The following is a 26,490-nucleotide window of genomic DNA, read 5'->3' as shown; positions in this document are numbered from 1 at the left end:
AACTCACCGAACCCGGCGACCAGTGAACCCAGCGAAGGGGCTACGAGCGATGCGGCAGGCACCAGTGCTGGCGAGCGCCGCCGATCCGGCGTCCGAGGCGTGGCAGGCCAACGAGGCGGCCCATCAGGAGCTGGCCGACGGCCTGCGCTCCCGGCTTCTCGCCGCGCGCCTCGGCGGCGGCGAGAAGGCCCGCGCCCGGCACACCGCGCGCGGGAAGCTGCTCCCGCGCGACCGGGTGGACACCCTCCTCGACCCCGGCTCGCCCTTCCTGGAGCTGGCGCCGCTCGCGGCCGAGGGGATGTACGGCGGAGCCGCCCCGGCCGCCGGGGTGATCGCCGGGATCGGCCGGGTCAGCGGGCGCGAGGTGGTGATCGTCGCCAATGACGCGACGGTCAAGGGCGGCACGTATTACCCGATGACGGTGAAGAAACACCTCCGCGCCCAGGAAGTGGCGCTGGAGAACCGCCTCCCCTGCCTGTATCTGGTGGACTCCGGCGGCGCCTTCCTGCCGATGCAGGACGAGGTCTTCCCCGATCGCGACCACTTCGGCCGGATCTTCTACAACCAGGCCCGGATGTCCGGCGCCGGTATCCCGCAGATCGCCGCGGTGCTCGGCTCCTGCACGGCGGGCGGGGCGTACGTCCCCGCGATGAGCGACGAGGCCGTGATCGTCCGCGGTCAGGGCACGATCTTCCTGGGCGGCCCGCCGCTGGTGAAGGCGGCGACCGGCGAGGTCGTCACGGCCGAGGAGCTGGGCGGCGGCGAGGTCCACTCCCGGGTCTCGGGCGTCACCGACCATCTCGCCGAGGACGACGCGCACGCGCTGCGCATCGTCCGCACGATCGTCTCCACGCTCCCCGCGCGCGGCCCGCTCCCCTGGTCCGTCGAGCCGGTGGAGGAGCCCAAGGCGGACCCCGCCGGGCTGTACGGCGCGGTGCCGGTGGATTCCCGTACGCCCTACGACGTCCGCGAGGTGATCGCGCGGCTGGTCGACGGCTCCCGGTTCGCGGAGTTCAAGTCGGAGTTCGGGACGACGCTGGTCACCGGCTTCGCGCGGATCCATGGCCATCCGGTCGGCGTCGTCGCCAACAACGGCATTCTGTTCTCCGAGTCGGCCCAGAAGGGCGCGCATTTCATCGAGCTGTGCGACCAGCGCGGCATCCCGCTGCTCTTCCTCCAGAACATCTCGGGCTTCATGGTCGGCCGGGACTACGAGGCGGGCGGGATCGCCAAGCACGGCGCGAAGATGGTGACGGCCGTCGCCTGCGCGCGGGTGCCGAAACTGACGGTCGTGGTCGGCGGTTCGTACGGCGCGGGCAACTACTCGATGTGCGGCCGGGCCTACTCCCCCCGCTTCCTGTGGATGTGGCCCAACGCCAAGATCTCGGTGATGGGGGGCGAGCAGGCCGCCTCCGTGCTGGCCACCGTCAAGCGCGACCAGATCGAGGCGCGCGGCGAGGAGTGGCCGGCCGAGGACGAGGCGTCCTTCAAGGAGCCGATCCGCGCGCAGTACGAGACCCAGGGCAACGCCTACTACGCGACCGCGCGCCTCTGGGACGACGGCGTGATCGACCCGCTGGAGACCCGCCAGGTGGTGGGTCTGGCCCTGACCGCGTGTGCCAACGCCCCGCTGCCCCCGAGGGACAGCGCGGCGCAGGGCTTCGGCGTCTTCCGGATGTGAGGGTGGCAATGTTCGACACCGTTCTGATCGCCAACCGCGGCGAGATCGCGGTCCGTGTCATCCGTACCCTGCGGGCCCTGGGCGTGCGCTCGGTCGCGGTGTTCAGCGACGCGGACGCGGACGCCCGGCATGTACGGGAGGCCGACACCGCCGTACGGATCGGGCCCGCCGCCGCGACCGAGAGCTATCTCCGCGTCGACCGGCTGCTGGAGGCTGCGGCCCGTACCGGCGCGGGGGCGGTCCACCCCGGCTATGGCTTCCTCGCCGAGAACGCCGGCTTCGCGCGCGCCTGCGCGGACGCGGGGCTGGTCTTCGTCGGCCCGCCCGCCCCCGCCATCGCGCTGATGGGCGACAAGATCCGCGCCAAGGAGACCGTACGGGCCGCCGGGGTCCCGGTGGTGCCCGGCTCCTCGGGCGGCGGCCTGAGCGATGACCAACTGGCCGAGTCGGCGCGCGGGATCGGCATGCCGGTGCTGCTGAAGCCCTCGGCGGGCGGCGGCGGCAAGGGCATGCGGCTGGTGCGGTCCGAGGCGGCGCTCACCGAGGAGATCGCGGCGGCCCGGCGCGAGGCGCGCTCCTCCTTCGGGGACGACACGCTCCTGGTGGAGCGGTGGGTGGACCGCCCGCGCCATATCGAGATCCAGGTCCTGGCGGACACGCACGGGAATGTGGTGCATCTGGGCGAGCGCGAGTGCTCGCTCCAGCGCCGCCATCAGAAGGTCATCGAGGAGGCGCCGTCCGTCCTGCTGGACGAGGCGACACGCGCGGCGATGGGTGAGGCGGCGGTGCGGGCGGCCCGCTCGTGCGGATACGCGGGCGCGGGCACGGTCGAGTTCATCGTCCCCGGCGGCGACCCGTCGTCGTACTTCTTCATGGAGATGAACACCCGCCTCCAGGTCGAGCACCCGGTGACCGAGCTGGCGGTGTCGGTCGGCGGGCGGCGCGGCCTGGATCTGGTGGAGTGGCAGCTGCGGATCGCCGCCGGTGAGGAACTGCCCTTCGGCCAGGACGACATCGCGTTCGACGGCCACGCGGTGGAGGCGCGCGTCTGCGCCGAGGATCCCGCCCGCGGCTTCCTGCCCTCCGGCGGTACGGTCCTCGCCCTGCGCGAGCCGGAGGGCGAGGGCGTACGGACCGATTCGGGCCTCTCCGAGGGCGCGGAGGTCGGCAGCGCGTACGACCCGATGCTCTCCAAGGTCATCGCGTACGGCCCCGACCGCGCCACGGCCCTGCGTAAGCTCCGCGCGGCACTGGCGGGGACGGTCACGCTCGGGGTCCCGACGAACGCCGGATTCCTCCGCCGGCTGCTGGCCCATCCCTCGGTGGTCGCGGGCGAGCTGGACACGGGTCTGGTCGAGCGCGAGGCGGCGGGGCTGCTGGCGGAGACGGTCCCGCCCGAGGTGTACGCGGCCGCGGCGGCGGTCCGTCAGGCGGGGCTGCTGCCGCCCGCGACGGCGGGATGGGTGGACCCCTTCTCCGTACCGGACGGCTGGCGGCTGGGCGGCGTACCCCACCCGGCCGGCCATCCCCTGCGAGTGACGGGACATGAACCCGTGACGCGCGAGGCGCCGCCCGCGGACCGGTCGCGGGTGGAACCCGGTCTGGTCACGGTCACCGTGGACGGGGTGACCCACACCTTCCACCGCGCGGGCGACTGGCTCGGCAGGGACGGGGACAGCTGGCACGTCCAGGACTTCGACCCCGTCGAGGCCGCCCTGCGCGGGGCCGCCGGGGCGGGCGGCGTGGACGCGCTGACCGCGCCGATGCCCGGGACGGTCACCGTCGTGAAGGTGGCCGTGGGGGACGAGGTGACGGCCGGTCAGAGTCTGCTGGTCGTCGAGGCGATGAAGATGGAGCACGTCATCTCCGCCCCGCACGACGGCACGGTCACCGAGCTGGACGTCACCCCCGGCGCCACCGTCGCCATGGATCAGGTGCTGGCCGTCGTCGCGCCGGCCGGCCCCGCCGAGGAGGAGTCATGACCGAAGGACTGCCCATGGCGGTGCCCGCGCAGGGCCTGCCGCCCCGGGTCCGTATCCATGAGGTGGGCGCGCGCGACGGGCTCCAGAACGAGAAGGCCGTCGTACCGACCGAGGTCAAGGCGGAGTTCATCCACCGCCTCGCCCGTGCCGGGCTGACCACCATCGAGGCGACCAGCTTCGTCCGCCCCGAGTGGGTGCCCCAACTGGCCGACGCCGAGCGGCTGTTCCCGATGCTCGCCGACCTCGGCGGCGCCCCCGACATCGAGCTTCCCGTGCTCGTGCCCAACGGGCGCGGGCTGGAGCGCGCCATGGCGCTGGGCGCCCGCCGTATCGCCGTGTTCGCCAGCGCCACGGAATCCTTCGCCAAGGCCAATCTCAACCGGACGGTCGACGAGTCGCTCGCCATGTTCGAGCCGGTCGTCGCCAGGGCCCGGGAGGACCGGATGTGGGTCCGCGGCTATCTCTCGATGTGCTTCGGCGACCCCTGGGAGGGGCCCGTCCCGGTCCACCAGGTCGTCAGGGTCGCCAGGGCCCTCAGGGACATGGGGTGCGACGAGCTGAGCCTCGGGGACACCATCGGAGTCGCCACCCCCGGCCATGTGCAGACGCTCCTGGCCGAGCTGAACGAGGAGGGGGTGCCGACCGACGCGATCGCGGTGCACTTCCACGACACATACGGCCAGGCGCTCACCAACACCCTCGCCGCGCTCCAGCACGGAGTGACCACCGTGGACGCCTCCGCGGGCGGCCTCGGCGGCTGCCCGTACGCGAAGAGCGCGACCGGCAATCTCGCCACCGAAGACCTCGTGTGGATGCTCGACGGCCTCGGTATCGAAACCGGCGTCGATCTCGGCCGGCTCGTCGCCACCAGCGGCTGGCTGGCCGAACGGCTGGGCCGCCCCAGCCCTTCCCGTACCGTACGCGCCCTCTCCCACAAGGAGTGACCATCGATGTCCCTGGACCACCGGCTCTCCGCCGAGCACGAAGAACTGCGCCGCACCGTCGAGGAGTTCGCCCACGAGGTTGTCGCGCCCAAGATCGGCGACTTCTACGAGCGGCATGAGTTCCCCTACGAGATCGTCCGTGAGATGGGCCGGATGGGGCTGTTCGGGCTGCCGTTCCCGGAGGAGTACGGCGGCATGGGCGGCGACTATCTCGCGCTCGGTATCGCCCTGGAGGAGCTGGCCCGCGTCGACTCCTCGGTGGCGATCACCCTGGAGGCCGGGGTCTCGCTCGGCGCGATGCCCATCCACCTGTTCGGTACGGAGGAGCAGAAGCGCGAGTGGCTGCCCCGGCTCTGCTCGGGCGAGCTGCTGGGAGCGTTCGGTCTGACGGAACCGGACTGCGGTTCGGACGCGGGCGGCACCCGCACCACCGCCGTGCGCGACGGCGACTCATGGGTGATCAATGGCGCCAAGTGCTTCATCACCAACTCCGGTACGGACATCACGGGCCTGGTCACGGTCACCGCAGTCACCGGCCGCAAGGAGGACGGCCGTCCGGAGATCTCCTCGATCATCGTGCCCTCGGGCACCCCCGGCTTCACGGTCGCCGCCCCGTACTCGAAGGTCGGCTGGAACGCGTCGGACACCCGCGAGCTGTCCTTCGCGGACGTCCGCGTCCCACTGGCCAATCTGCTCGGCGAGGAGGGCCGCGGGTACGCGCAGTTCCTGCGCATCCTCGACGAGGGCAGGATCGCGATCTCCGCGCTGGCGACCGGGCTCGCCCAGGGGTGTGTGGACGAGTCGGTGGCGTACGCACGCGAGCGGCACGCGTTCGGCCGGCCGATCGGCGCCAACCAGGCCATCCAGTTCAAGATCGCCGACATGGAGATGCGCGCGCACATGGCGCGGATCGGCTGGCGGGACGCGGCCTCCCGGCTGACGCACGGCGAGCCGTTCAAGAAGGAGGCGGCGCTGGCGAAGCTCTACTCCTCGACGGTCGCCGTCGACAACGCCCGTGAGGCCACCCAGATCCACGGCGGATACGGCTTCATGAACGAGTATCCGGTCGCCAGGATGTGGCGGGATTCGAAGATCCTGGAGATCGGTGAGGGGACGAGCGAGGTGCAGCGGATGCTGATCGCGCGGGAGCTGGGGCTGGCGGATCTGAGTCCGACGGGCTGAGACCCACCGGGCGCCGGGGGTGTGGCGGAGACCCCCGGCGCCCGCGCCTCGCGGGCTCTGTCAGCCGGCCGGCCAGTTCACCAGCGGCGAGCGGTAGTAGTCGATCCCGAGCGCCGCCATGCGCGGCCCCTGCGCCGCCAGCCGGGTCTTGTACGTGTCCCAGTCGTGCGTGGCGGCGGGCGACCAGCCCAGCTCGGCGATACCGGGCAGGCGCGGGAAGGCCATGGACTCCAGCTGGTCGCTCGTCGCGAGGGTTTCGGTCCAGAGTGGTGCCTCGACACCGAGCACCGCGTCCTCGGGCACGCCCGCGGCGGCGAGATAGGTGGCCGGGTTCCAGTCGTACGAGCGGTCCACCTCCGTATAGCCGGCCCAGGACTGGCCCAGCACGGTGGTCCTGTCGTACTTCATGTCGAGGTACACCCGGTCCGCCGGGGAGAGGATCAGCCGGGTGCCCTTCTTGGCCGCCGCCGCGACCTGCGCGCGCTCGGCGGCGCTCGTGGCGTCGTACCCCCAGTACTGGGCGACAGCCCCCTCCACCGGGGTGGCGCCGGTCAGCTGGTGCCAGCCGACGACGGTCTTCCCGTACTTCCGGACGACGGCCTGGGTCCGCTCCATGAAGGTCACATAGTCGGCGTGGCTGGTGGAGTGGGCCTCGTCGCCGCCGATGTGGAGATACTTCCCGGGTGTGAGGGCGGCCAGTTCGCGGATCACGTCGTCCACGAAGTCGTATGTCACCTCCTTGGGCGCGCACAGCGAGCTGAAGCCGACCGCCGTACCGGTGTAGAGCGGGGGCGCGACGCCGTCGCAGTTCAGCTCGGCGTACGAGGCGAGGGCGGCGTTGGTGTGGCCCGGCATGTCGATCTCCGGGATCACCTCCAGGTGACGGGAGGCCGCGTAGCTCACCAGCTGCCGGTACTGGGCCTTGGTGTAGTAGCCGCCGGGTCCGCCGCCGACCTGGGTGGAGCCGCCGTACGTGGCCAGCCGCGGCCAGGAGTCGATGGCGATCCGCCAGCCCTGGTCGTCGGAGAGATGCAGATGCAGTTTGTTGATCTTGTAGAGCGCCAACTGGTCGATATAGAGCTTGACCTGATCGACCGTCAGGAAGTGCCGTGAGACATCGAGCATCGCGCCGCGGTAGGCGTAGCGCGGGGTGTCGGTGACGGTGCCGCCCGCGACCGTCCAGGGGCCGCGCTGAGTGGTCCGCTTCTCCACGGAGGCGGGCAGCAGCTGGCGCAGGGTCTGGACGCCGTGGAAGAGCCCGGCGGGCTCCTGGGCGGTGATGGTGACCCCGCCGCGGCCGGACTCCAGGCGGTAGCCCTCCGCGCCCAGCTCCCGGTCCCGGCCCGCGGCGCGGTCGTCGGAGCCGACGAGCCGCAGCCGGATACCGGCCTCGCCGCGGCGCTCGGTGACGGGCAGCGCGTAACCGGTCGAGGGCCGCAGCAGCCCGGCCAGATACGAGGCGATCCGGCGGGCCTCGCGGGCGTCCTCCTGCGACCGGCCCTCCACCTGGATCCGGCTGCGCGCCGTGAGGGTGTACGCCGACCCGCCCGCCCTGACCTGGGCGGGAGCGGGCACGACCTGGTCGAGCGGGCGCGCGGTGGGCTCATGGGCGGGGCCCGGAGCGCCACCCGGCGCGCCACCCGGAGCGGCTCCGACGCCGGCGATACCGGCCGCCACGACGAGCAGCAGCGAACCGAACAGACGGGGTAACGAGCTGTGCTGTCTCACAAGATTGTCCCTTCGACGGGGCGACGGGGTACTCACCTGCGGTGCCGACCACCATGGGACCCGCACGTCCCACCGATGGTCAAGGTGTAGACCAATTTCCGACCACCTGATGGAAGAATCCCCGCATGGCGGAAATCATCCAGAAGGACGGCACATGGACCTTCGACGGGGACACGGTCCGTATCGTGCCCGGCACGGACAAGGGCGTGAGCCCGCTCCGCAGGGCTCTCGGTGAAGTCACCCTGCCGCTGGGCGCGTTGGCGGGGATCTCCTTCGAGGCCGGGCGCAAGTCGGGGCGGCTGCGGCTGCGCCTGCGGGAGGGCGCGGACCCGCTGCTCCAGATCACCGGCGGCCGGCTGGGCGACAGCTCCGACCCCTATCTGCTGACCGTCGACAAGGACCGCGTGGGGGTCGCCGAGTACTTCGTGGACGAGGTAAGGAACGCCCTGCTGCTCGACCAGGTGGAGCCCGGTCCCGTCGACCGCTATCTGCTGCCGGGACCGGCTCTGCCGATCACCGTGAGCGCGGGCGACGCGAGCGTCACCTTCGACGGGGAGCGGATCCGGCTGGAGTGGAACTGGAAGACGGAGGAGTCCAAATCCTCCGGCGGCCCCCGCACTCTCGTGCTCAGCGAGGTGGTGGCTGTGGAGTGGCTGCCCAGCGCCGGTCTGGAGAACGGCTATCTGCGCTTCCTCACCAGCAGGACGCCGGTGTCCACCCCGCCGAAGTACGACCCGCAGGCGGTGGAACTGTACGGGTTCAGGAAGGACCCGCTGATGGCGCTGGCCGGCGCGGCGGTGGTGGCCCGGCTGCCCCATCCGCGCGCCACGGCCCCTGAGCTCACCGCCGCCCCGGCTACGGCGCCGAGCCTCGCCAAGGCCGCGGTGACCACCACGGACACGGCGGACCCCACGAGCCCGGCGGCGGCGAGTGGCGACGACCATGACGCCCTGCTGCGCCGGCTGCGGGAGCTGGGCGAGCTGCACCAGGCGGGGATTCTCACCGCCGAGGAGTTCAGCACGGCGAAGAAGGCCATTCTCAAGCGGCTCTGATCCCCCGGGCCTTCACGTTCGGCCGACGTCCCTCCTCGGGCCCGCTACGTCCCTCCTCGGCCCTCCACGCCCCGGACCTCCACTCCATATTCCCGCCTTCCCTCTTTCGGCCCCTGTTTTCGGAGATTCCTGCCCGATTCCGGGCAGGATTCTTGCAAACCCTCTTCGCCGCGTTCAATATCAACACGTGCTCGAACGCCGCACGTCGTACGACGACCTCATCGACCATCTGGTCCGCAGCACCGCGCTCCAGCGCGGTGAGGCCGCCCGGGTGGTGCTCGACGTGCTGGCGTACTTCGACGAGACGACCGAGGAGTTCGTCCGCCGCCGCCACCGGGAGATGCAGTCCGGTGGGTCCACGAACGCGGAGATCTTCGAGCGGATCGCGGCCGAGCTGCCGCACCGCGCGGTGGCGCCCCCGGCGCTCTCGCTGCGGCAGCTGCGCCGCATCGTCTACGGCTGACCGTCCGGAGCACCGTGATCCAGGACAGCGTGACCCAGGAGGGACAGAGACTGTATGTGCGGAATCGTCGGATACATCGGAAAGCGTGATGTGGCACCGCTACTGCTGGAGGGCTTGCAGCGGCTGGAGTACCGGGGGTACGACTCGGCCGGCCTGGTCATCACCGGCAAGCCGGCGGCGGGCAAGCCGGCCGCGCTGAAGATGGTCAAGGCCAAGGGCCGGGTGCGCGAGCTGGAGGCCCGCGTACCCAAGCGCTTCGCCGGCACCACCGGGATCGCGCACACCCGCTGGGCCACCCATGGTGCCCCGAGCGACGAGAACGCCCACCCGCACATGGACCCGGAGGGCAAGGTCGCCCTCGTCCACAACGGCATCATCGACAACGCCTCGGAGCTGCGCGTCAAGCTGGAGGCCGACGGTGTGGTGTTCCGGTCCGAGACCGACACCGAGGTGGTGACCCATCTCATCGCCCGCTCCCAGGCCTCGACCCTGGAGGAGAAGGTCCGCCAGGCTCTTCAGCTGATCGAGGGCACCTACGGCATCGCCGTCCTGCACGCCGATTTCGCGGACCGTATCGTCGTCGCCCGCAACGGCTCACCGGTCGTCCTGGGCATCGGCGAGAAGGAGATGTTCGTCGCCTCCGACGTGGCCGCGCTGGTCTCCCACACCCGCCAGGTCGTGACGCTGGACGATGGCGAGATGGCCACCCTCAAGGCCGACGACTTCCGTACGTACACCACCGAGGGCTCGCGCACCTCGGCGACGCCGACCACCGTGGAGTGGGAGGCCGAGTCGTACGACATGGGTGGCCACGACACCTATATGCACAAGGAGATCTCGGAGCAGGTCGACTCCGTGGACCGGGTGCTGCGCGGCCGGATCGACGACCGGTTCTCCACTGTGCATCTGGGCGGTCTCAACCTCGACGCCCGGGAGGCGCGCGGGGTGCGCCGGATCAAGATCCTCGGCTGTGGCACCTCGTACCACGCCGGGCTCATCGGCGCGCAGCTGATCGAGGAGCTGGCCCGGATCCCGGCGGACGCCGAGCCCGCCTCCGAGTTCCGCTACCGCAATCCGGTCGTGGACCCCGACACCCTCTATGTCGCGGTGTCCCAGTCGGGCGAGACGTACGACGTGCTGGCGGCGGTGCAGGAGCTGAAGCGCAAGGGCGCGCGCGTCCTGGGCGTGGTGAATGTCGTCGGCTCGGCGATCGCCCGGGAGACCGACGGCGGGGTGTACGTGCACGCGGGCCCGGAGGTCTGTGTCGTCTCCACCAAGTGCTTCACCAACACCGTGGTCTCGTTCGCGCTGCTCGCGCTGCATCTGGGCCGGATCCGTGATCTGTCGGTCGCGGACGGCAAGCGGATCATCGACGGGCTGCGCAGGCTGCCCGCCCAGATCGCCGAGATCCTGGCGACGGAGGACGACATCGCCAAGCTGGCGGCGCAATACGCGCAGGTCAGTTCCATGATGTTCATCGGCAGGGTACGGGGCTATCCGGTGGCGCTGGAGGCCTCGCTGAAGCTGAAGGAGATCTCGTACATCCACGCCGAGGCGTATCCGGCCTCGGAACTGAAGCACGGCCCGCTCGCCCTGATCGAACCGGCGCTCCCGACGGTCGCGATCGTCCCGGACGACGATCTGCTGGAGAAGAACCGGGCGGCGCTGGAGGAGATCAAGGCCCGCAGCGGCCCGATCCTGGCGGTGGCGCACCAGCCGCAGGAGAAGGCCGACCACACCATCGTCGTACCGAAGAACGAGACGGAGCTGGACCCGATCCTGCTGGGCATCCCGCTCCAACTGCTCGCCTACCACACGGCGCTGGCGCTGGGCCGGGACATCGACAAGCCCCGTAACCTCGCGAAGTCCGTGACGGTCGAGTAGCGGCTCGCCCCCCGCTCGTGAGGGGGGGCGCGTACGGCGAGAGCGCCCCCAGCGCGTGCCACCCATCGCGCTGGGGGCGCTCCCCGAAGGGGCCGGTGCTTGCCCTGGGCACCGGCCCGCGGCTGCCTCAGCCGGTGGCCGTCACTCCCCGGCCGGCAGCCCGACGGCGCGGCAGGGCGGTCGGCCACTTGGCGAGCGCGGCCGTCGCCGCGTACCAGGAGGCGAGGCCCGCCACGACGGCGAACCAGCCACCGATCTTGGTGAGGCCCGTACTGTCGGCGAACTGGCCCACGGCGAGCAGCAGCAGCCCGACGCAGAACAGTCCGTACGCGCTCTGCACCAGCGGCCCCGCGCCCGCGCCACCGACGGCCAGGCTGAAGGCCAGGAGTGCCCAGAGGACGAGGAAGAGGCCCGCGGCGTCCGCGGAGACCTGATGGCCGACTCCGGTCCCCCAGGTGAACCAGAAAGCGCCAAGGCCCGCGAAGGCCGTACCGGTGAATGAGTCACCCGCCCGGAATTCGAGCAGTCCGGCGAGGAAGAGGGCGATGCCGCCGACATAGAGCGCGAGCGAGACGGCGGCGACCGCCGTCACTCCGTCCACGACGCCGGTGTGGCCGATTCCGAAGGCGAGCAGGGTGAGGCCCAGGGCGAGATGGCCCAGGACCCAGGTCGAAGTTGCGCTTCCCGCAGAGACGGCGTTGTCCACGGCGGGCTCCCTTCACGATGTGCGTGGTGCTGTGTCCCAGCGGCCGATATGTACCCTTCACAAGCACGCAATCCACCTCTACCTGTGAGTAGATTCACACTGCGGACAAGGGAGTTGACATGGCGTCAGCGTGAGGTTGACGCCAACGCGCCTGATGCACAGGGAGAGTTGCGGGCACAGAGGATTCGCGCACGGAGACGGCGGCACGCGTGCGGATGACAACACGCGTGGAAATGACGGCACGCGGGGACCGTGGCGGGCGACACGCGGAGAGGCGTGGCGCGAGGGTTACGGAATCACCACTACGGGCCGCTGCGCGCGCCGCGCCAGCCGCCCCGCCACCGAGCCGAAGATCCGCCCGACGATGCCGTGCGTGGATCCGACGACGATCGCGTCGGCGGAGTACTCCTGGCCGACCTCTTCGAGTTCATGGCAGATGTCGCCGCCGCGCTCGACCAGGATCCACGGCACCTCGGCGAGATAGTCCGCGCAGGCCAGTTCGAGGCCGAGCACTTCCGTGCGGTGATCGGGCACGTCCACGAAGACAGGGGGCTCGCAGCCCGCCCAGACCGTGGTGGGCAGCCGGTTGGCGACATGGACGATGATCAGACCCGAGCCCAGCCGTCTGGCCATGCCGATGGCATAGGCGAGGGCCCGCTCACTCGACGTCGAGCCGTCGAAGCCGACAACGACTCCGTGCCGGAAGGCGGGATCGCAGGAAGCGCGCGTCTGTTCCGCCGCTTGCAGGTCCGACAGCGGGTCGGCTACCTGCTCGCGGTCTACGGGTTCTGGCATTTCGTGACCGGCCATGAGTGTCTCGGCGAAGAAAGTCCTCTTGAGAAGGATCAACAGGTGGCGTGACAGGGGGAGCTGTGTCCGGGAATCATCTTCCCAAGCCCATACCCCAAAGGGTACGGCGGCACTCCTCTCCTGCCCAGAGCGCGGCGCCCCACACGCGGCGTTCCAGGGAGCATGCACGAGGGCGCTCCGGATGGCAATGCCGGATGGTCACTACAGCCGTCCCCGCGCGGACCCGGAGTGACCGGACGACTCCGCTCCTCGTTGGCCACCGGCCATGTCCCCGGCCCCAGGGAGGCCCCGTGCCCGCACCACCCGCCGCTCGGGCCCCCGCTGTCGCCGCGGGGCTCGCGCGCCACGGAGCGCACCCCGGGGCGCATCATGGGGCGCACCGCGCGGAGCCGCACCGGCGCCCACCGGCCCCCGTCGCGCCCGCCGCGCGGCCGGCCGCGGAACCGGCGGAACCGGCGGACGAAGTGGTCGGCCGGGCGGCGTTCAGCTGTCCGCTGGTCCGAGTGGTCCTCGCGGTGTACGGCGCGCCCTTCGGCGGCACGGCGGCGGACGCGGCCGGCCTCGTCGCGGTGACCGCGATCCGCCGGCCGCCGCCGCGCCGGTCCGAGCGCGCCGCCACCCGGCGGCGTGCGAAGGAGGCCAGGATGTACGTAACGTACGCAACGTCCGGAAGCCATCACTCCCAAAGTCGCCAAGGGGCGTGCAAGGGCTCGCGCGTACACGGAAGATGTGCGCCGGGAGACTGAGTGCGTCACACCGACGCACCCATCGCTTTTCAGCCAACTTCGCACTTGAGTAGAACCCTTGGTGAAATGGCCTGCCAACCCCCTTGCCACCAGGGAAGAAAGGACCGCACCGGTCCTTGGCACCCTACGGGGACGGGCCATGCATGCGAGGCCCACTTCCACTCTCGGCTTCCGAGTGGAACGCTTCGTGATCGAATGCTTCGCGCCAAGTTGCCTTGTCGACATAGCGCCGGTTGGAGAACTTGTCACGCCGGCACCACGGGACACAGTAGATTCGATCATGAGTATCGAAGGCTGGGGACCCGTGCAAAACCGAGGGGAATCGTGCAGGAGCGAGAGGCCCGACAAGAACGGGGAGACGCGAACACCGAGGGGGGCTTAGCACCATGAGCCAGGACTCCACTGCCGCACCGGAGTCAGTACGCAAACTTTCCGGGAGACGTCGCCGGGAAGTTGTCGCTGTGCTGCTCTTCAGCGGTGGCCCCATCTTCGAGAGCTCCATCCCGCTCTCCGTGTTCGGAATCGACCGCCAGGACGCCGGGGTTCCCCGCTATCGCCTGCTCGTCTGCGGCGGGGAGGACGGGCCGCTGCGCACCACCGGCGGCCTCGAACTCACCGCGCCGTACGGCCTGGAGGCGATCAGCAGGGCCGGCACGGTGGTGGTACCGGCCTGGCGGTCGATCACGTCGCCGCCACCGCCGGAGGCACTGGACGCGTTGCGCCGTGCCCATGAAGAGGGCGCGCGGATCGTCGGTCTGTGCACCGGCGCGTTCGTGCTCGCCGCGGCCGGACTGCTGGACGGCCGGCCGGCCACCACGCACTGGATGTACGCACCGACGCTCGCCAAGCGTTATCCGTCCGTCCATGTGGATCCGAGAGAGCTGTTCGTCGATGACGGCGATGTGCTCACATCCGCGGGGACAGCGGCCGGAATCGATCTGTGTCTGCACATAGTCCGGACGGATCACGGCGCGGAGGCGGCGGGCGCGCTCGCCCGCAGACTGGTCGTACCACCACGGCGCAGCGGCGGCCAGGAGCGCTATCTGGACAGGTCTTTACCAGAAGAAATCGGCTCCGACCCGCTCGCCGAGGTCGTGGCCTGGGCGCTGGAGCATCTGCACGAGCAGTTCGACGTGGAGACGCTCGCGGCCCGCGCGTACATGAGCCGCCGTACGTTCGACCGGCGGTTCCGCTCGCTCACCGGGAGCGCGCCGCTGCAGTGGCTGATCACCCAGCGGGTGCTTCAGGCACAGCGACTGCTTGAGACCTCCGACTACTCGGTCGACGAGGTCGCGGGCCGCTGCGGCTTCCGCTCCCCGGTGGCACTGCGCGGCCACTTCCGGCGCCAGCTGGGTTCGTCCCCGGCGGCCTACCGGTCCGCCTACCGGGCCCGTCGGCCGCAGGGCGATTCCATGCCTCACGGGGTCATGGAGTCGGTCGTCCCCGCCCAGGCGTCCCCGCACTCCAGGCGGGCGGCGGCAGCCGCCAGTACGCCCGGCCAGGCGGCGGCGTCGGCGTCGGTGGCGGAGCATGGAAAGACCGCCTCCGACATGTACGCGACAGGTCCGGGCCGTCCGAGTCTGCCCGGCCAGCGGAGCGCCCCGTAGGGTAAGGCGCATGAACGATCGAATGGTGTGGATCGACTGCGAGATGACCGGGCTCTCGCTGACGGACGACGCACTCATCGAGGTGGCCGCGCTGGTCACCGACTCGGAGCTGAACGTGCTCGGCGAAGGGGTGGACATCGTGATCCGCCCGCCGGACGCGGCGCTGGAGACCATGCCCGAGGTGGTGCGGCAGATGCACACCGCCTCGGGACTCCTCGACGAGCTGGCGGGCGGCACCACGCTCGCCGCCGCCGAGGAGCAGGTCCTCGCGTACGTGCGCAAGCATGTGAAGGAGCCCGGCAAGGCCCCGCTGTGCGGAAACACGGTCGGCACCGACCGCGGCTTCCTGCTCCGCGACATGCCGACGCTGGAGGGCTACCTCCACTACCGCATCGTCGATGTCTCCTCGATCAAGGAGCTGGCCCGCCGCTGGTACCCGCGGGCCTACTTCAACAGCCCGGAGAAGAGCGGCAACCACCGCGCGCTGGCGGACATCCGCGAGTCCATCGCGGAGCTGCGCTACTACCGCGAGGCGGTCTTCGTACCCCAGCCGGGCCCGGACTCGGACACGGCGAAGCAGATCGCCGCGAAGCACGTGCGTCACGGGGAATGACCACCCCCGGGACGGGGTCCGGCCCCGGCCCCGGGTCAGGGCCCCACGCCGGCCCCTGACCCGGCCCCGGAATCCGGGCGCGAGCACCCTCGCGGACCCTGTACACTTTTTCTCGGCCGGTAGGGAACGAAGACCGGCCCTTGGTGGGTATAGCTCAGCTGGTAGAGCACCTGGTTGTGGTCCAGGATGTCGCGGGTTCAAGTCCCGTTACTCACCCTCATTGATCAAGGCCCGACCTGCGGAAAGCAGGCCGGGCCTTTTTCATGCCCGGACAGGGGTACCCCGTTGGGACGAGCCCCGCGCCATCAGTTCCGTCGGCGACACCGGCGCCGCCGCGACGTGTCCCCCCCGCAGCCGCATCACCTGGAACGCGCTGAAGGTCCCGGACATCTGACCCGACCGTGACCTGTGTCGTACACGTCAAGGCCTCTGACCTGCACCGATGAGGAGATTCGTCAACGCCGGAGACGCCACCGTGAGGGTTGGAACGAAGGGACCGGGAGATGCTTACACCAACTTCCGGATCTCGCCCCCCACGATCCCATGCCCCCCTCCGACAGAACGAGATCAGCAGGAGGACAGCATGCAGACACCGACTAAAGCGCCGCTGATCTGCATCGCCGGCAGCCTCGCCGCGGTAGCCGCTGCCACGGTCGCGGCCGGCGCACTGCCGTGTCTCTGCGCGGCCTGGGCGGTACTCGCCGCCGTGACCGCCGTAGTGGCCGCGCTCGACATCCGGCGGGCCTGACGAACACCGCGCCCCCTGCCACTCCCCCGGGAGGGCAGGGGGCGTTTTGATGCGTCCAGGGGATCGCGCCCTCCGCATGCCGACCTTTTCGGCAGTAGCGTGGACCCACAAAACCTTCCGGCGGGGGTCACATGAAAACCGCGTCCATCGGCGACCGCATCAAGGAACTCCGCGAGTTCCGCGACATCACCCAGGAACAACTCGCCGAGCGTGCTCACGTCCACGTTGACACCATCCGCAAGCTGGAACAGAACGTCCGGCGCTCCGCCCGCATCGACACTCTGCGTGCCCTCGCCCGGGCCCTCGACGTGCAGCTTGAGCGTCTACTGGGACAACCGACTGTGACCCAGGAACTTTCCGAGGACGGGGGCCTGATCGCGTTGCGGGATGCCATTCAGGACATCTCCGCTCTGCCCGGCGTCCTCGCAGATGACAACCTTGAGGACCCGCCCCGGGCAGATGCCTGGATCTCCTCGGTGAAGGACGCCACCAGTCGTTACTGGGCGGGGGACTACTCGCAGTTGTCCAGCACGCTGCCGCTCATCCTGCGCGACGGCCGTGCGGTCGCCCGGGAGGCGGGTACCGACCGGGTTTGGCAGCAACTCGCCCTCGCCTACCAGCTCGCCGCCTCCCTCTCCGCGCAAGCAGGACATCCGGACTGGGCATTCGCCGCCGTCGAGAAGCAACTCGCCGCCGCTCAGCGCGCGTCTGATCCACTCATGGAGGGAATGGGGATCTCGACGCTCTCCTGGGTCCTGCTGCGGCAAGGACGCTGGGAGCACGCACAGGACGTCGCCGAGCGAAAGGCCGACGCCCTCGAACCGCCGTCGTTCCGCCGCGCTACCCCGGCGCAGCTCGCTGTGTACGGCAACCTGTTGGTCGCCGCCGCCACTCCAGCTGCACGTCGGGACAATCGTGCCGTCGCGGTGGAGCTTCTGAACGCGGCCGAGACCGCAGCCACCCGATCGGGCCCAGTTCGAGCCTACGGATCGGCGTTCTCCGTGGTCGACGTCCGAACGCAGCAGGTCAACATCGCTCTCGCCGGGCAGGAGCCCGAACCCGCCGAGGCTCTGAAGCTCTCCCGCAAGGTTGACGTGGACGAAATCGCCCGGCCCGTCCACTCCGCCGCCCACCGCGTAGACGTTGCTCAGGCTCGCTACCAAACCGGGGACCACGACGGAGCGTTGGAAAAGCTCCTTGAGGTAGAGAGCGATCAGCCCGAGTGGATCCGATTCCAGACGCTGGCCGCCTCCATGGTGCGCGAAATGCTGGAGGCCGAGCGCAGGCGCAACACCGCTCTACGATCCCTTGCCGCCCGCCTGGGAGTGGACCCGACTCTCTGAACGGGTAGGACAACATGTCCCACCCGGACGATAGTTGATCTGCCGAGTAGGACATTCTGCCACTGGGCTGTAATCACATGGATTCGTAGCGTGATCTGCGTAGGTGGCGCTGTCCAATCCCCTTCAGGAACGGTCGGCGTCGCACCCCCTGCAGCCCAGGAGCCGACCATGCCCACACCGACCGCCATCGAGAGCGCAATCGCCCGGTGGCTCACCTCCTCCAGCCCGCACCGCGCTGTCGCCCACGAGGCGTGGCAGGGCGGCCGCCCTGCGATGCTGCGTACCGGCGGCGCCTACGACGCCGTGAAGATGCCGCTGACGCTGGTCCACGCGGCGGCGGAGAGCAGTGCCCCGGACGTTGTAGCGGGGGTCCTGGCCGAGGTTCTCAACGGGCCGGTGATCTGCCACCCGCGCCACTGGTATTACGCGTTAGTACCACCGGGGACCTGCGAGACCTGGCGGTCGGCGGAGGCCGTGGTCCGCGGCCGAGGTGGCTGGCTCGGGATCCCGAACCCGGACCACACGGAACCGACACCCGTCACCCCGTACTGGGCCGTCCCCGTAGAGCAGGTCGGAAAGCTGTGCACCGCCGAGGCCGTAGCCGAGCTGCTCCGGGTCAGCCGGGCCCGCCTCGAAGGCGCCACGTCGTGACCGCAGACGAAAAGATCCGGCAGACACTCACTCTCAGCGCCGTGCGGGCAACCATCGACCAAGCCGATGCTGCTGGCCGCGGGGTCGGCTCCCGCGCCGACCTGGCGGGTATCGCCGACCAGCTCCGGGCCCACATCGAAGAGCTGCTTCCCATCGGCCGCGCGCACGCCGAGCAAATGTGGCGCGGCGATACCAGCTGGTACAGCCTCACGGCGCGGCTCGACCGGATCCAGAACCAGATCGGCGAAGGCCTCGGGGTGGAAGTGCTCGGCGCGCATGTCCAAGTCCGACTGCTCGCTGTCGACTGCCAATGGCTCCTGGAACGCTACGGCTCGGAACGGGCCGAATCGGAGTCCCGATGAACCTGGTCTGCAACTGGCCGCCCATCGCCGAGGACGACGTCCCCAACCTCGTCGTCCCGTGCGAGCCCTGCCTGCTCGCTCGCGTCTTCGGCGGCGAACACGAATGCGTCAACCCGGGACCGCGCCCCTGCCCATGCCGAAACCCCGACACCCGCACGGGACCAGCGTGCAACAGCGACCGGGAGGGACAAGTGAGCGGACGCACTCAGCAGTTGCTGTACGTCGTCGTCCTTGCCGTGCTCCTGGTCGTGCTCGCGATCGCCATCGGTCACAGCGGCGACTACGGCTCGGCTGGGCCCCGGAGCGATAGGCCGTGAACATCCGACTCTGGATCGACCCGACGGCCGTCGCCACGCTGGGTTTTTGCTTTATGTGCGGGCGCGGCCATCTCGCCGTGGTGGCGGTCGGTGAGATAGCCAGCAATGACGGCCCCGGCCATCAGGCCCTCCAAATCCCTCTGGACGCCTGCCGGCCCTGCGAGGGACGGCTACTGCTGCTGGGCGCCGACGCCCAGCGAAGTTCTGTCCGGCCCTACGTAGCCGCCGGGCACTCCCATTGACTCCCTGTCTGCCCCCCCGTTGGCGGGCAGGGTGCGGGCCCTCGGGCTCGGGCGTGAGCCCGGGGGCCACGCAACCCGATTGATCACCGCTCCGGCCGGCGTATCCCAGCCAGGAGACCGGCCGGAGCGGCTGCACCCCCCATCCACCAGAACAGGAGGCACCACCCATGAGTATCACCACCGAGGCACCCGTCACACGGGACGCCCGCGACCTGCTCACCGCCGAGGAACTTGAGGCCGTCACCGCCACCGTCCAGCTCAACAACCCCAGCATGGCGCTGAGGGTCGCAGAGTCGATCACCCTGGAGGCCCTGAAGTTCGAGGCCGCCTGCGCCTTCAACCCCGGCGCTCGCCTCAAGCCGAGCAGGGTGGTCGATGAGGGCTGGCACTCCCTGATCCTCCACACCCGCATCAAGGCCCGGCTCGCCAAGGCACTGGGCATCTTCGTGCACCACGTACCCGAGGCCCCGGACACCGGCCGCCACGACCCGGACGCGCTGGCCCGCACGCAGAAGGCGATCGAGGCCGCTGGCTACATTCCCCAGCCCGCGATGTGGGTCGGCCCCAGCGACACCAGCATCCCCGTCGCCGCCGGCTGCGAGCACTCCCCGCCGCCGCCCGAGGGCACCTGCACCGGCGACTGCTCCAGCACCGGCCCGAACTACCGTCCGATGGCGCCCTGTTCCCCATCGGCTCTACCGTCAGAGAATGGAGAACAGGCCCATGGGCGAGTGGATCGACCCGCGGTATGCCGAGGTGGTGACCCGCTACCGGACCGCGAGGGCTGCGGCCGGGGAACCGAAGCGGCGCCGAGGATGGCGGAAGCGACCGTACGGTGACGCGTTCGTCATCGTCGTCGACCCTGCGACGCTGACCCCGTACACGACGGGCCGCTGAATGCCGCTCCGGCCGGTGTCACGGCGCCGGCCGGGGCTCTTCTCTCAGGAGATGCGCGAGGGGCACACGCCTTGGTCGTCTCCGGACCTGGGAAACACGGCATCCTCTCCGCATGACCGAGGGCCGAGGGCCGAGGGGGGAAAATACCGCGCCCCGGCCCGCATCGTGTGGATATGATCATCAAAGGTGAGGTCGTAGCACAGAGGTAGTGCGCCTACACGTCATGGAGGAGGACGCCGGTTCGAATCCGGCCGCCCCACCGCGCCCCTGCTCTCCTCCGGGAGGGCAGGGGCCCCCTCAGGACGAGCCCCGCACCACCAGTTCCGTTGGCAGCACCAGCTGTTGCGGGCCTCCCCCGGACCCCGCCTCCACGGCCTCCGCCTCGCCGACCCCCGCCTCCCCGGCCGACCCCGGTGCCCGTCGCGCGATCTCCGACAGGACCACCCGCGCCATCGCCCGGCCCATCTCCTCGATCGGCTGGCGGACGCTCGTCAGCGGCGGGTCCATGTGGCGTGCTATCGCCGAGTCGTCGAAGCCGACCAGCGCCACGTCCTGCGGTATGCGTCGGCCCGCCGCGCGGAGGGTCTGGCGGGCGCCGGCCGCCATGACGTCGGAAGCCGCGAAGACCGCGTCCAGGTCCGGGCTGCGGGCCAGCAGTTCGCGCATCGCGCGCCGGCCGCCCTCCTCCGTGAAGTCGGCCACGGCGATCAGCGACTCGTCCGGCGCGTGGCCGGCCTCGGTGAGGGCGCGGCGGTAGCCGTCGAGGCGGCAGGCCGCGCCGTAGACCTCCAGCCGTCCGGTGATCGTCGCGATCGTACGGCGGCCCCGCGAGAGCAGATGCGTCACCGCCGTACGGGCGCCCCCGGCGTTGTCGGAGTCGACCGAGGGCAGCGACTCGGCCGCCGAGCGGCGTCCGCTGATCACCGTCGGGATGCCTGTCCCGGCCAGCAGGTCAGGCAGCGGATCGTCCGCGCGGACCGAGACCAGCAGCACCCCGTCGACCCGGTGCGCGGCCAGGTACTGGGCCAGTCTGCGGCGTTCGCGCGCGCCGCCCGCGAAGGTGAGCAGCAGCTGCATCCCGGTCTCGGCGAGCGCCTCGCCCACCCCGCTGACGATGTCCGAGAAGTACGGCTCGGCGAAGAACCGCGCCTCCGGCTCGGGCACCACCAGGGCGATCGCGTCGGCGCGGTTCGCGGCGAGCGCGCGGGCCGCGCGGTTCGGTACGTACCCCAGCTCGGCGATCGCCGCCTCCACCGCGGCCCTGGTCCGGTCGCTCACCCGCGGCGAGCCGTTGATCACCCGGGAGACCGTGCCCCGTCCCACCCCGGCGCGCGCGGCCACCTCTTCGAGCGTGGGCGGCTTCCCGCCGCGCGGACGGGCGACAAGGGCCGTACGCGGCGTACGGGCCTCACGGGCCGTACGAGCTGTCATCTCCGCCTCCCAATGAATCCGTCCCGAGTCCAGCCCGGTCCCTTGACACCCCCTACAGGGACCCGCGACGCTTCAACACATCAAAAGTGGGAGCGCTCCCACCGTACCTGACCCATACATGCCCCGCACGTTGCCCGATCACGCCCGACCACGCCCGGCAAGGCCGCGGCGCCGGAGGGCGGACACGGTCGGTGCACTAGGAGGACGTCATGCGTACACGTACTCGCCCGTCCCGGATGGCGGTCCTCGCGACCGTCGCCGCGCTCGCCGCCGGAGTCCTGGCAGGCTGCGCCCAGGACAGCGAAGGCCCCTCCGGCAGCGCCACGGGCGGGGGCGGAGACGGCGGCAAGGGGAAGACCACGCTCACGGTGGGGGTCTTCGGGGCCTTCGGCCTGAAGGAGGCCGGGCTCTACGACCAGTACATGAAGCTCCACCCCGACATCGCCATCAAACAGACATCCATCGAGCGCAACGAGAACTACTACCCCCAGTTGCTCACCCACCTCGGCAGCGGCAGCGGACTCGCCGACATCCAGGCCGTCGAGGTCAACAACATCGCCGAGGTCGCCTCCACCCAGGCGGACAAGCTCGTGGACCTCGGCAGGACCGAGGGCGTACGGCAGGACAGCTTCCTGCCGTGGAAGTGGTCGCAGGCCACCAACAAGGACGGCCGGACCATAGGGCTCGGCACCGATATCGGGCCCCAGGGCATCTGCTACCGCAAGGATCTCTTCGCCGCGGCGGGGCTCCCCACCGACCGCGCGTCGGTCGGCGCGCTGTGGGCGGGTGACTGGCGGAAGTATCTGGACGCCGGGAAGAAGTTCAAGGCCAAGGCGCCCAAGGGAACGGCCTTCGTGGACTCGGCGAGCGGTGTCATGGCCGCCATCACCGGCAGCGAGGCGAACCGGTTCTACGACAAGGACGGCAAGGTCGTCTACAAGACCAATCCGGCCGTACGGAACGCGTGGGACATCGCCGCGGAGTTCGCCGGGGCGGGACTGACCGCCAAACTCCAGCAGTTCACCCCGGCCTGGGACCAGGGATACGCGAACGCCGGCTTCGCCACCATCTCCTGCCCGGCCTGGATGCTCGGCTATATCCAGGACAAGTCCGGCGCCGCGGGCAAGGGCAAGTGGGACGTGGCCGCCGCGCCGAAGCCCAGCAACTGGGGCGGATCCTTCCTGGTGGTGCCCGAGGCGGGCAAGAACAAGAAGGAGGCGGCCGAACTCGTCGCCTGGCTGACCGCGCCCGAACAGCAGGCCACGCTCTTCGCGAAGCGCGGCAGCTTCCCCAGCTCCCAGGCGGCGTACGCGCTGCCCGCAGTGTCGGGTGCCAAGCACGAGTACTTCGACAACGCCCCCATCGGAGAGATCTTCTCCGCCGCCGCCCAGGGCGTGCCGGTCCAGATCGTCGGCCCGAAGGACCTGATCATCGCGCAGAACCTGGCCGATGTCGGCATGCTCCAGGTCGACCAGAAGGGCACATCCTCCAAGGACGGCTGGGACGCGGCCGTCAAGGCGATCGACAACGCACTGGACCAGTGACCGATGGCAAGCAGTGACGCGACCGCCGTCCCGGAGACGGGCGTCGGGGACACGGCGCCCGTCTCCGGGTGGCAGGAACAGCGAGGGGACGGGGAACGGGACGAGCGGCGCCGGGAGCGGCGCAGCCGCCGGTACCGCCGCGACGTGCGGTGGAGCCCGTACGCCTTCATCGCCCCGTTCTTCGTCTTCTTCCTGGCCTTCGGCCTCTTCCCGCTCCTCTACACCGGCTGGGCCTCGCTCCACCGGGTGGAACTGACCGCGCCCACCGATATGGAGTGGGTGGGGCTGCGGAACTTCTCCCGGCTGCTGAGCGACGACTTCTTCTGGAACGCGCTGAAGAACACCGTCACCATCGGGGTGCTCTCGACCGTTCCGCAACTGCTGATCGCGCTGGGGATCGCGCATCTGCTCAACTACCGGCTGCGCGGCTCGATGTTCTTCCGGGTCGCGGTGCTCACTCCGTACGCCACTTCGGTGGCCGCCGCGACGCTCGTCTTCGTCCTCCTTTTCGGCCGCGACTACGGAATGATCAACTGGGTGCTCGGACTGGCCGGTATCGACCCGGTCGACTGGCAGAACGGCACCTGGACCTCACAGCTCGCGGTGTCCACGATCGTCATCTGGCGCTGGACCGGCTACAACGCGCTGATCTATCTGGCGGCGATGCAGGCCATCCCGGACGATCTGTACGAGTCGGCGGCGCTGGACGGGGCCTCGCGGTGGCAGCAGTTCATCCATGTGACCGTCCCTTCGCTGCGGCCGACGATCCTGTTCACGTGCGTGGTCTCGACGATCGGCGCGACCCAGCTCTTCGGCGAGCCGCTGCTGTACAACGGCGGCGCGGGCGCGACGGGCGGGGCGGATCACCAGTTCCAGACGCTCGGGCTGTATCTGTACGAGCAGGGCTGGGTGAATCTGCATCTCGGCCGGGCCTCGGCGATCGCCTGGACGATGTTCCTGATCCTGCTGGTCATCGGCGCGGTGAACTGGATCATCGCCCGCCGTCTCCGCAAGAGCGCGTAGGGGAGAGAGATGGCGACGACGACTTCACAGACCGGCGACACGACCGGCGACATGACTGGCGACACGACCGCCGACGCGACCGGCGACATGGCCCGCGGCAGGAACAGGAAGGGCGCGGGCCGGCAGCTGCACGGCGGGCGGATCACCCACGCCGTACTGATCCTCTTCACCGTCGGCTCGCTCTTCCCCCTGGTGTGGACGGCGATCGCGGCCTCCCGCAACAACACCCGGCTCGCCCAGACCCCACCGCCCTTCTGGTTCGGCGGAAACCTCTTCAAGAACCTCGAAATCGCCTGGACCGACGCCAACATGGGCACGGCCCTGCTCAATACGACGATCGTCGCCGGGGCGATCGCGGCGGGCACGGTGATCTTCTCCACGCTCGCCGGTTTCGCCTTCGCGAAGCTGCGCTTCCGGTTCAAGAATCTGCTCCTGCTGCTGGTGATAGGCACGATGATGGTGCCGCCGCAGCTCAGCGTCGTACCGCTGTACATGCTGATCGCCGAGCTGTCCTGGACCGATCAGCTCCAGTCCGTCATCCTGCCCACCCTGGTCAGCGCGTTCGGTGTGTTCTTCATGCGGCAGTATCTGACCGGGGCGCTGCCCACCGAGCTGATCGAGGCGGCCAGGGTGGACGGCGCGAGCAGCTGGCGGGTGGTGTGGCATGTGGTCTTCCCGGCCGCGCGGCCCGCGATGGCCGTGCTCGGGATGCTGACCTTCGTGATGGCCTGGAACGACTTCTTCTGGCCCATCATCGCGCTGACCCAGAACGGCAACCCCACCGTGCAGGTGGCGCTGACCGGGCTCGGCCGCGGCTATATCCCCGACCAGTCGGTGATCATGGCCGGCGCGCTGCTGGGCACCCTGCCGCTGCTGCTCGCCTTCGTGATCTTCGGCAGACATATCGTCGGCGGCATCATGCAGGGCGCGGTCAAGGGCTGAAAGGGCCAAGGGCCGCAAGGGCCACAAGGGCCGAAGGCCTTACGGCCGGTCCTCGTAGGGCCCGTGCCCGCGCCCGTACCCGTGCCCGCGCCCGTACCCCGGCACCCCTCTCGTACTCGTACCACCCCATCCCCCATCCCTATGTCAACGGGAGCCGCACCATGTCCGACACCTTTCCGCCCGGGTTCCTGTGGGGCACCGCCACCGCCGCGTACCAGATCGAGGGCGCGGCCCGGGAGAACGGCCGTACGCCCTCCATCTGGGACACCTTCAGCCATACCCCCGGCAAGGTCGAGAAGGGAGACACCGGCGACATCGCCGTCGACCATTTCCACCGTAGGGCCGAGGACGTCCGGCTGATGGCGGACCTCGGCGTGAACGCGTACCGCTTCTCGGTCTCCTGGCCGCGCGTCCAGCCCACCGGCCGCGGCCCGGCCATACAGCGCGGTCTCGACTTCTACCGCGGTCTGGTCGACGATCTGCTCACCCATGGCATCGAGCCCGTCCTGACGCTCTACCACTGGGACCTGCCGCAGGAGTTGGAGGCCGCGGGCGGCTGGCCCGAGCGCGAGACGGCGTACCGCTTCGCGGAGTACGCGCGGACGGTCGCCGAGGCGCTGGGCGACCGGGTGACACGCTGGACGACCCTCAACGAGCCCTGGTGCAGCGCCTTTCTGGGATACGGATCCGGTGTGCACGCCCCCGGCCGTACGGACCCGGTGGCCGCCCTGCGCGCCGCGCACCATCTCAACCTCGGCCATGGGCTCGCGGCCCAGGCGCTGCGCTCCGTACTCCCGGCGCTCGGCAAGGTCTCGGTGAGCCTCAATCCGGCGGCGGTCCGGGCCCGTACGCAGTCGCCCGCGGACCTGGACGCGCGCCGCCGTATCGACGCCCTGGCGAACCGCGTCTTCACCGGCCCGATGCTGACCGGCGCCTACCCCGCGGACCTTCTGGCGGACACCGCGCGGCTGACCGACTGGGCGTTCGTCCGCGCCGGCGACGAGGCCGTGAGCCGGCAGCCGCTGGACTCGCTCGGCATCAACTACTACCAGCCCTCGGTGGTCTCCGCCGCCGACGGCCAGGACGCGGGCCAACGGGCCCGTCAGGACGGCCACGGCGCGAGCGAGTACTCCCCCTGGCCGGGCGCGGAATCCGTCGTCTTCCACCAGCCACCGGGCGAACTGACCGAGATGGGCTGGTCGGTGGATCCGAGCGGACTGTACGACCTGCTGCTGCGCTATACGCGCGAGGCGCCCGGACTGCCCCTGATGATCACCGAGAACGGCGCGGCGTACGCCGACAAGCCGGACGCCGACGGCGCGGTCCACGACCCGGACCGGATCCGCTATCTGCACGGCCATCTGTCGGCGGTACAGCGCGCGATCGCCGACGGGGCCGATGTACGCGGCTACTTCCTCTGGTCGCTGATGGACAACTTCGAGTGGTCGTACGGCTACGGCAAGCGCTTCGGCGCGGTCCATGTGGACTACGAGACACAGCGCCGCACGCCGAAGTCGAGCGCGCGCTGGTACGCCCGGCTGGCGGGGACGGGGGTGCTGCCCGAGGTGCCCGTCGGCTAGGGCGTGTCCGGC

The 26,490-nt window shown here is 70.3% G+C and carries 25 protein-coding genes and 2 tRNA genes; 23 read left to right on the top strand and 4 right to left on the bottom strand.

From position 1 onward, the window contains the following. The first annotated feature begins 49 nt into the window (after positions 1-49). The 4 genes from ACFRMN_RS20215 to ACFRMN_RS20200 are packed head-to-tail and all read left to right on the top strand — an operon-like array spanning position 50 to position 5,789. Positions 50-1,681 (top strand): carboxyl transferase domain-containing protein, encoded by a 1,632-nt coding sequence (locus ACFRMN_RS20215; protein WP_383021329.1) that lies wholly within the window; start codon positions 50-52, stop codon positions 1,679-1,681. Between the two features lie 8 nt (positions 1,682-1,689). Further along, positions 1,690-3,663 (top strand): biotin carboxylase N-terminal domain-containing protein, encoded by a 1,974-nt coding sequence (locus tag ACFRMN_RS20210; RefSeq protein WP_383021327.1) that lies wholly within the window; start codon positions 1,690-1,692, stop codon positions 3,661-3,663. After that, positions 3,660-4,607: a hydroxymethylglutaryl-CoA lyase gene (locus ACFRMN_RS20205; RefSeq protein WP_383021325.1), complete on the top strand. Its 948-nt coding sequence runs from the start codon at positions 3,660-3,662 to the stop codon at positions 4,605-4,607. The genes ACFRMN_RS20210 and ACFRMN_RS20205 overlap by 4 nt, the downstream gene beginning before the upstream one ends. 6 nt (positions 4,608-4,613) lie before the next feature. After that, the gene (locus ACFRMN_RS20200; protein WP_383021323.1) at positions 4,614-5,789 is read left to right on the top strand and encodes an acyl-CoA dehydrogenase family protein; all 1,176 of its coding nucleotides are present in this window, start codon (positions 4,614-4,616) and stop codon (positions 5,787-5,789) included. Positions 5,790-5,849: 60 nt separating this feature from the next. Here the strand turns inward: ACFRMN_RS20200 and ACFRMN_RS20195 are convergent, their stop codons facing one another. Then, the gene (locus ACFRMN_RS20195) at positions 5,850-7,517 is read right to left on the bottom strand and encodes a beta-N-acetylhexosaminidase (RefSeq protein ID WP_383021320.1); all 1,668 of its coding nucleotides are present in this window, start codon (positions 7,515-7,517) and stop codon (positions 5,850-5,852) included. Positions 7,518-7,642: 125 nt separating this feature from the next. Between ACFRMN_RS20195 and ACFRMN_RS20190 the strand changes: the two genes are divergently transcribed. From ACFRMN_RS20190 to glmS, 3 genes are all read left to right on the top strand, one after another. Continuing rightward, positions 7,643-8,569, top strand: a complete 927-nt coding sequence (locus ACFRMN_RS20190) for a DUF4429 domain-containing protein (protein ID WP_383021318.1) — start codon at positions 7,643-7,645, stop codon at positions 8,567-8,569. A gap of 187 nt (positions 8,570-8,756) precedes the next feature. Then, positions 8,757-9,032, top strand: coding sequence for a hypothetical protein (locus tag ACFRMN_RS20185; RefSeq protein ID WP_383021316.1), 276 nt, complete (start codon positions 8,757-8,759; stop codon positions 9,030-9,032). 54 nt (positions 9,033-9,086) lie between these two features. Next, positions 9,087-10,916 carry a glutamine--fructose-6-phosphate transaminase (isomerizing) gene (gene glmS / locus ACFRMN_RS20180; RefSeq protein ID WP_249949546.1) on the top strand — a complete coding sequence of 610 codons (1,830 nt, stop codon included), beginning with the start codon at positions 9,087-9,089 and terminating at the stop codon, positions 10,914-10,916. A 127-nt stretch (positions 10,917-11,043) separates the two neighbouring features. Here glmS and ACFRMN_RS20175 read toward each other — a convergent pair whose 3' ends face one another. Together ACFRMN_RS20175 and ACFRMN_RS20170 are read right to left on the bottom strand one after the other, a co-directional pair. After that, complete coding sequence (locus tag ACFRMN_RS20175; protein WP_383021312.1) at positions 11,044-11,622, bottom strand: acetate uptake transporter; 579 nt, start codon at positions 11,620-11,622, stop codon at positions 11,044-11,046. Positions 11,623-11,910: 288 nt separating this feature from the next. After that, a complete protein-coding gene (locus tag ACFRMN_RS20170; RefSeq protein ID WP_383021309.1) occupies positions 11,911-12,432 on the bottom strand; it encodes a universal stress protein in 522 nt (173 codons plus the stop codon). Between the two features lie 290 nt (positions 12,433-12,722). Between ACFRMN_RS20170 and ACFRMN_RS20165 the strand changes: the two genes are divergently transcribed. The 12 genes from ACFRMN_RS20165 to ACFRMN_RS20110 all read left to right on the top strand — a co-directional run bounded on the left by ACFRMN_RS20165 (position 12,723) and on the right by ACFRMN_RS20110 (position 20,220). Further along, positions 12,723-13,178 carry a hypothetical protein gene (locus ACFRMN_RS20165; protein WP_383021307.1) on the top strand — a complete coding sequence of 152 codons (456 nt, stop codon included), beginning with the start codon at positions 12,723-12,725 and terminating at the stop codon, positions 13,176-13,178. A gap of 386 nt (positions 13,179-13,564) precedes the next feature. Then, positions 13,565-14,785 carry a GlxA family transcriptional regulator gene (locus ACFRMN_RS20160; protein WP_383021304.1) on the top strand — a complete coding sequence of 407 codons (1,221 nt, stop codon included), beginning with the start codon at positions 13,565-13,567 and terminating at the stop codon, positions 14,783-14,785. A gap of 10 nt (positions 14,786-14,795) precedes the next feature. After that, positions 14,796-15,398, top strand: coding sequence for an oligoribonuclease (orn, locus tag ACFRMN_RS20155; protein ID WP_383021301.1), 603 nt, complete (start codon positions 14,796-14,798; stop codon positions 15,396-15,398). 143 nt (positions 15,399-15,541) lie between these two features. Then, positions 15,542-15,614: transfer RNA gene (locus ACFRMN_RS20150), tRNA-His, on the top strand. Positions 15,615-15,981: 367 nt separating this feature from the next. Continuing rightward, positions 15,982-16,146 carry a hypothetical protein gene (locus ACFRMN_RS20145; protein ID WP_383021298.1) on the top strand — a complete coding sequence of 55 codons (165 nt, stop codon included), beginning with the start codon at positions 15,982-15,984 and terminating at the stop codon, positions 16,144-16,146. 131 nt (positions 16,147-16,277) lie between these two features. Further along, complete coding sequence (locus ACFRMN_RS20140; protein WP_383021296.1) at positions 16,278-17,489, top strand: helix-turn-helix domain-containing protein; 1,212 nt, start codon at positions 16,278-16,280, stop codon at positions 17,487-17,489. 168 nt (positions 17,490-17,657) lie between these two features. Then, the gene (locus tag ACFRMN_RS20135) at positions 17,658-18,140 is read left to right on the top strand and encodes a hypothetical protein (RefSeq protein WP_383021294.1); all 483 of its coding nucleotides are present in this window, start codon (positions 17,658-17,660) and stop codon (positions 18,138-18,140) included. Beyond that, positions 18,137-18,502: a DUF6415 family natural product biosynthesis protein gene (locus ACFRMN_RS20130; protein ID WP_383021292.1), complete on the top strand. Its 366-nt coding sequence runs from the start codon at positions 18,137-18,139 to the stop codon at positions 18,500-18,502. The genes ACFRMN_RS20135 and ACFRMN_RS20130 overlap by 4 nt, the downstream gene beginning before the upstream one ends. Before the next feature lie 191 nt (positions 18,503-18,693). After that, positions 18,694-18,819, top strand: a complete 126-nt coding sequence (locus tag ACFRMN_RS20125) for a hypothetical protein (protein ID WP_383021289.1) — start codon at positions 18,694-18,696, stop codon at positions 18,817-18,819. Beyond that, positions 18,816-19,061 carry a hypothetical protein gene (locus tag ACFRMN_RS20120; RefSeq protein ID WP_383021287.1) on the top strand — a complete coding sequence of 82 codons (246 nt, stop codon included), beginning with the start codon at positions 18,816-18,818 and terminating at the stop codon, positions 19,059-19,061. The genes ACFRMN_RS20125 and ACFRMN_RS20120 overlap by 4 nt, the downstream gene beginning before the upstream one ends. A 167-nt stretch (positions 19,062-19,228) precedes the next feature. Further along, positions 19,229-19,900, top strand: coding sequence for a hypothetical protein (locus ACFRMN_RS20115; protein ID WP_383021284.1), 672 nt, complete (start codon positions 19,229-19,231; stop codon positions 19,898-19,900). 243 nt (positions 19,901-20,143) lie between these two features. Next, positions 20,144-20,220, top strand: a tRNA-Asp gene (locus ACFRMN_RS20110). Positions 20,221-20,255: 35 nt separating this feature from the next. Here ACFRMN_RS20110 and ACFRMN_RS20105 read toward each other — a convergent pair. Further along, the gene (locus ACFRMN_RS20105) at positions 20,256-21,389 is read right to left on the bottom strand and encodes a LacI family DNA-binding transcriptional regulator (protein ID WP_383021282.1); all 1,134 of its coding nucleotides are present in this window, start codon (positions 21,387-21,389) and stop codon (positions 20,256-20,258) included. Between the two features lie 209 nt (positions 21,390-21,598). Between ACFRMN_RS20105 and ACFRMN_RS20100 the strand changes: the two genes are divergently transcribed. The 4 genes from ACFRMN_RS20100 to ACFRMN_RS20085 all read left to right on the top strand — a co-directional run bounded on the left by ACFRMN_RS20100 (position 21,599) and on the right by ACFRMN_RS20085 (position 26,478). After that, the gene (locus ACFRMN_RS20100; RefSeq protein ID WP_383021280.1) at positions 21,599-22,933 is read left to right on the top strand and encodes an ABC transporter substrate-binding protein; all 1,335 of its coding nucleotides are present in this window, start codon (positions 21,599-21,601) and stop codon (positions 22,931-22,933) included. A 3-nt stretch (positions 22,934-22,936) separates the two neighbouring features. Continuing rightward, complete coding sequence (locus ACFRMN_RS20095) at positions 22,937-23,956, top strand: carbohydrate ABC transporter permease (protein ID WP_383021278.1); 1,020 nt, start codon at positions 22,937-22,939, stop codon at positions 23,954-23,956. Between the two features lie 51 nt (positions 23,957-24,007). Beyond that, complete coding sequence (locus ACFRMN_RS20090; protein ID WP_383021430.1) at positions 24,008-24,898, top strand: carbohydrate ABC transporter permease; 891 nt, start codon at positions 24,008-24,010, stop codon at positions 24,896-24,898. A 161-nt stretch (positions 24,899-25,059) separates the two neighbouring features. Continuing rightward, a complete protein-coding gene (locus ACFRMN_RS20085; protein ID WP_383021275.1) occupies positions 25,060-26,478 on the top strand; it encodes a GH1 family beta-glucosidase in 1,419 nt (472 codons plus the stop codon). Positions 26,479-26,490: the final 12 nt, after the last annotated feature.

The organism is Streptomyces sp. NPDC056835 (assembly GCF_042789485.1).
In the GTDB taxonomy this organism is placed as follows: domain Bacteria; phylum Actinomycetota; class Actinomycetes; order Streptomycetales; family Streptomycetaceae; genus Streptomyces.
This window is presented reverse-complemented; position numbering and strand designations above follow the sequence as displayed.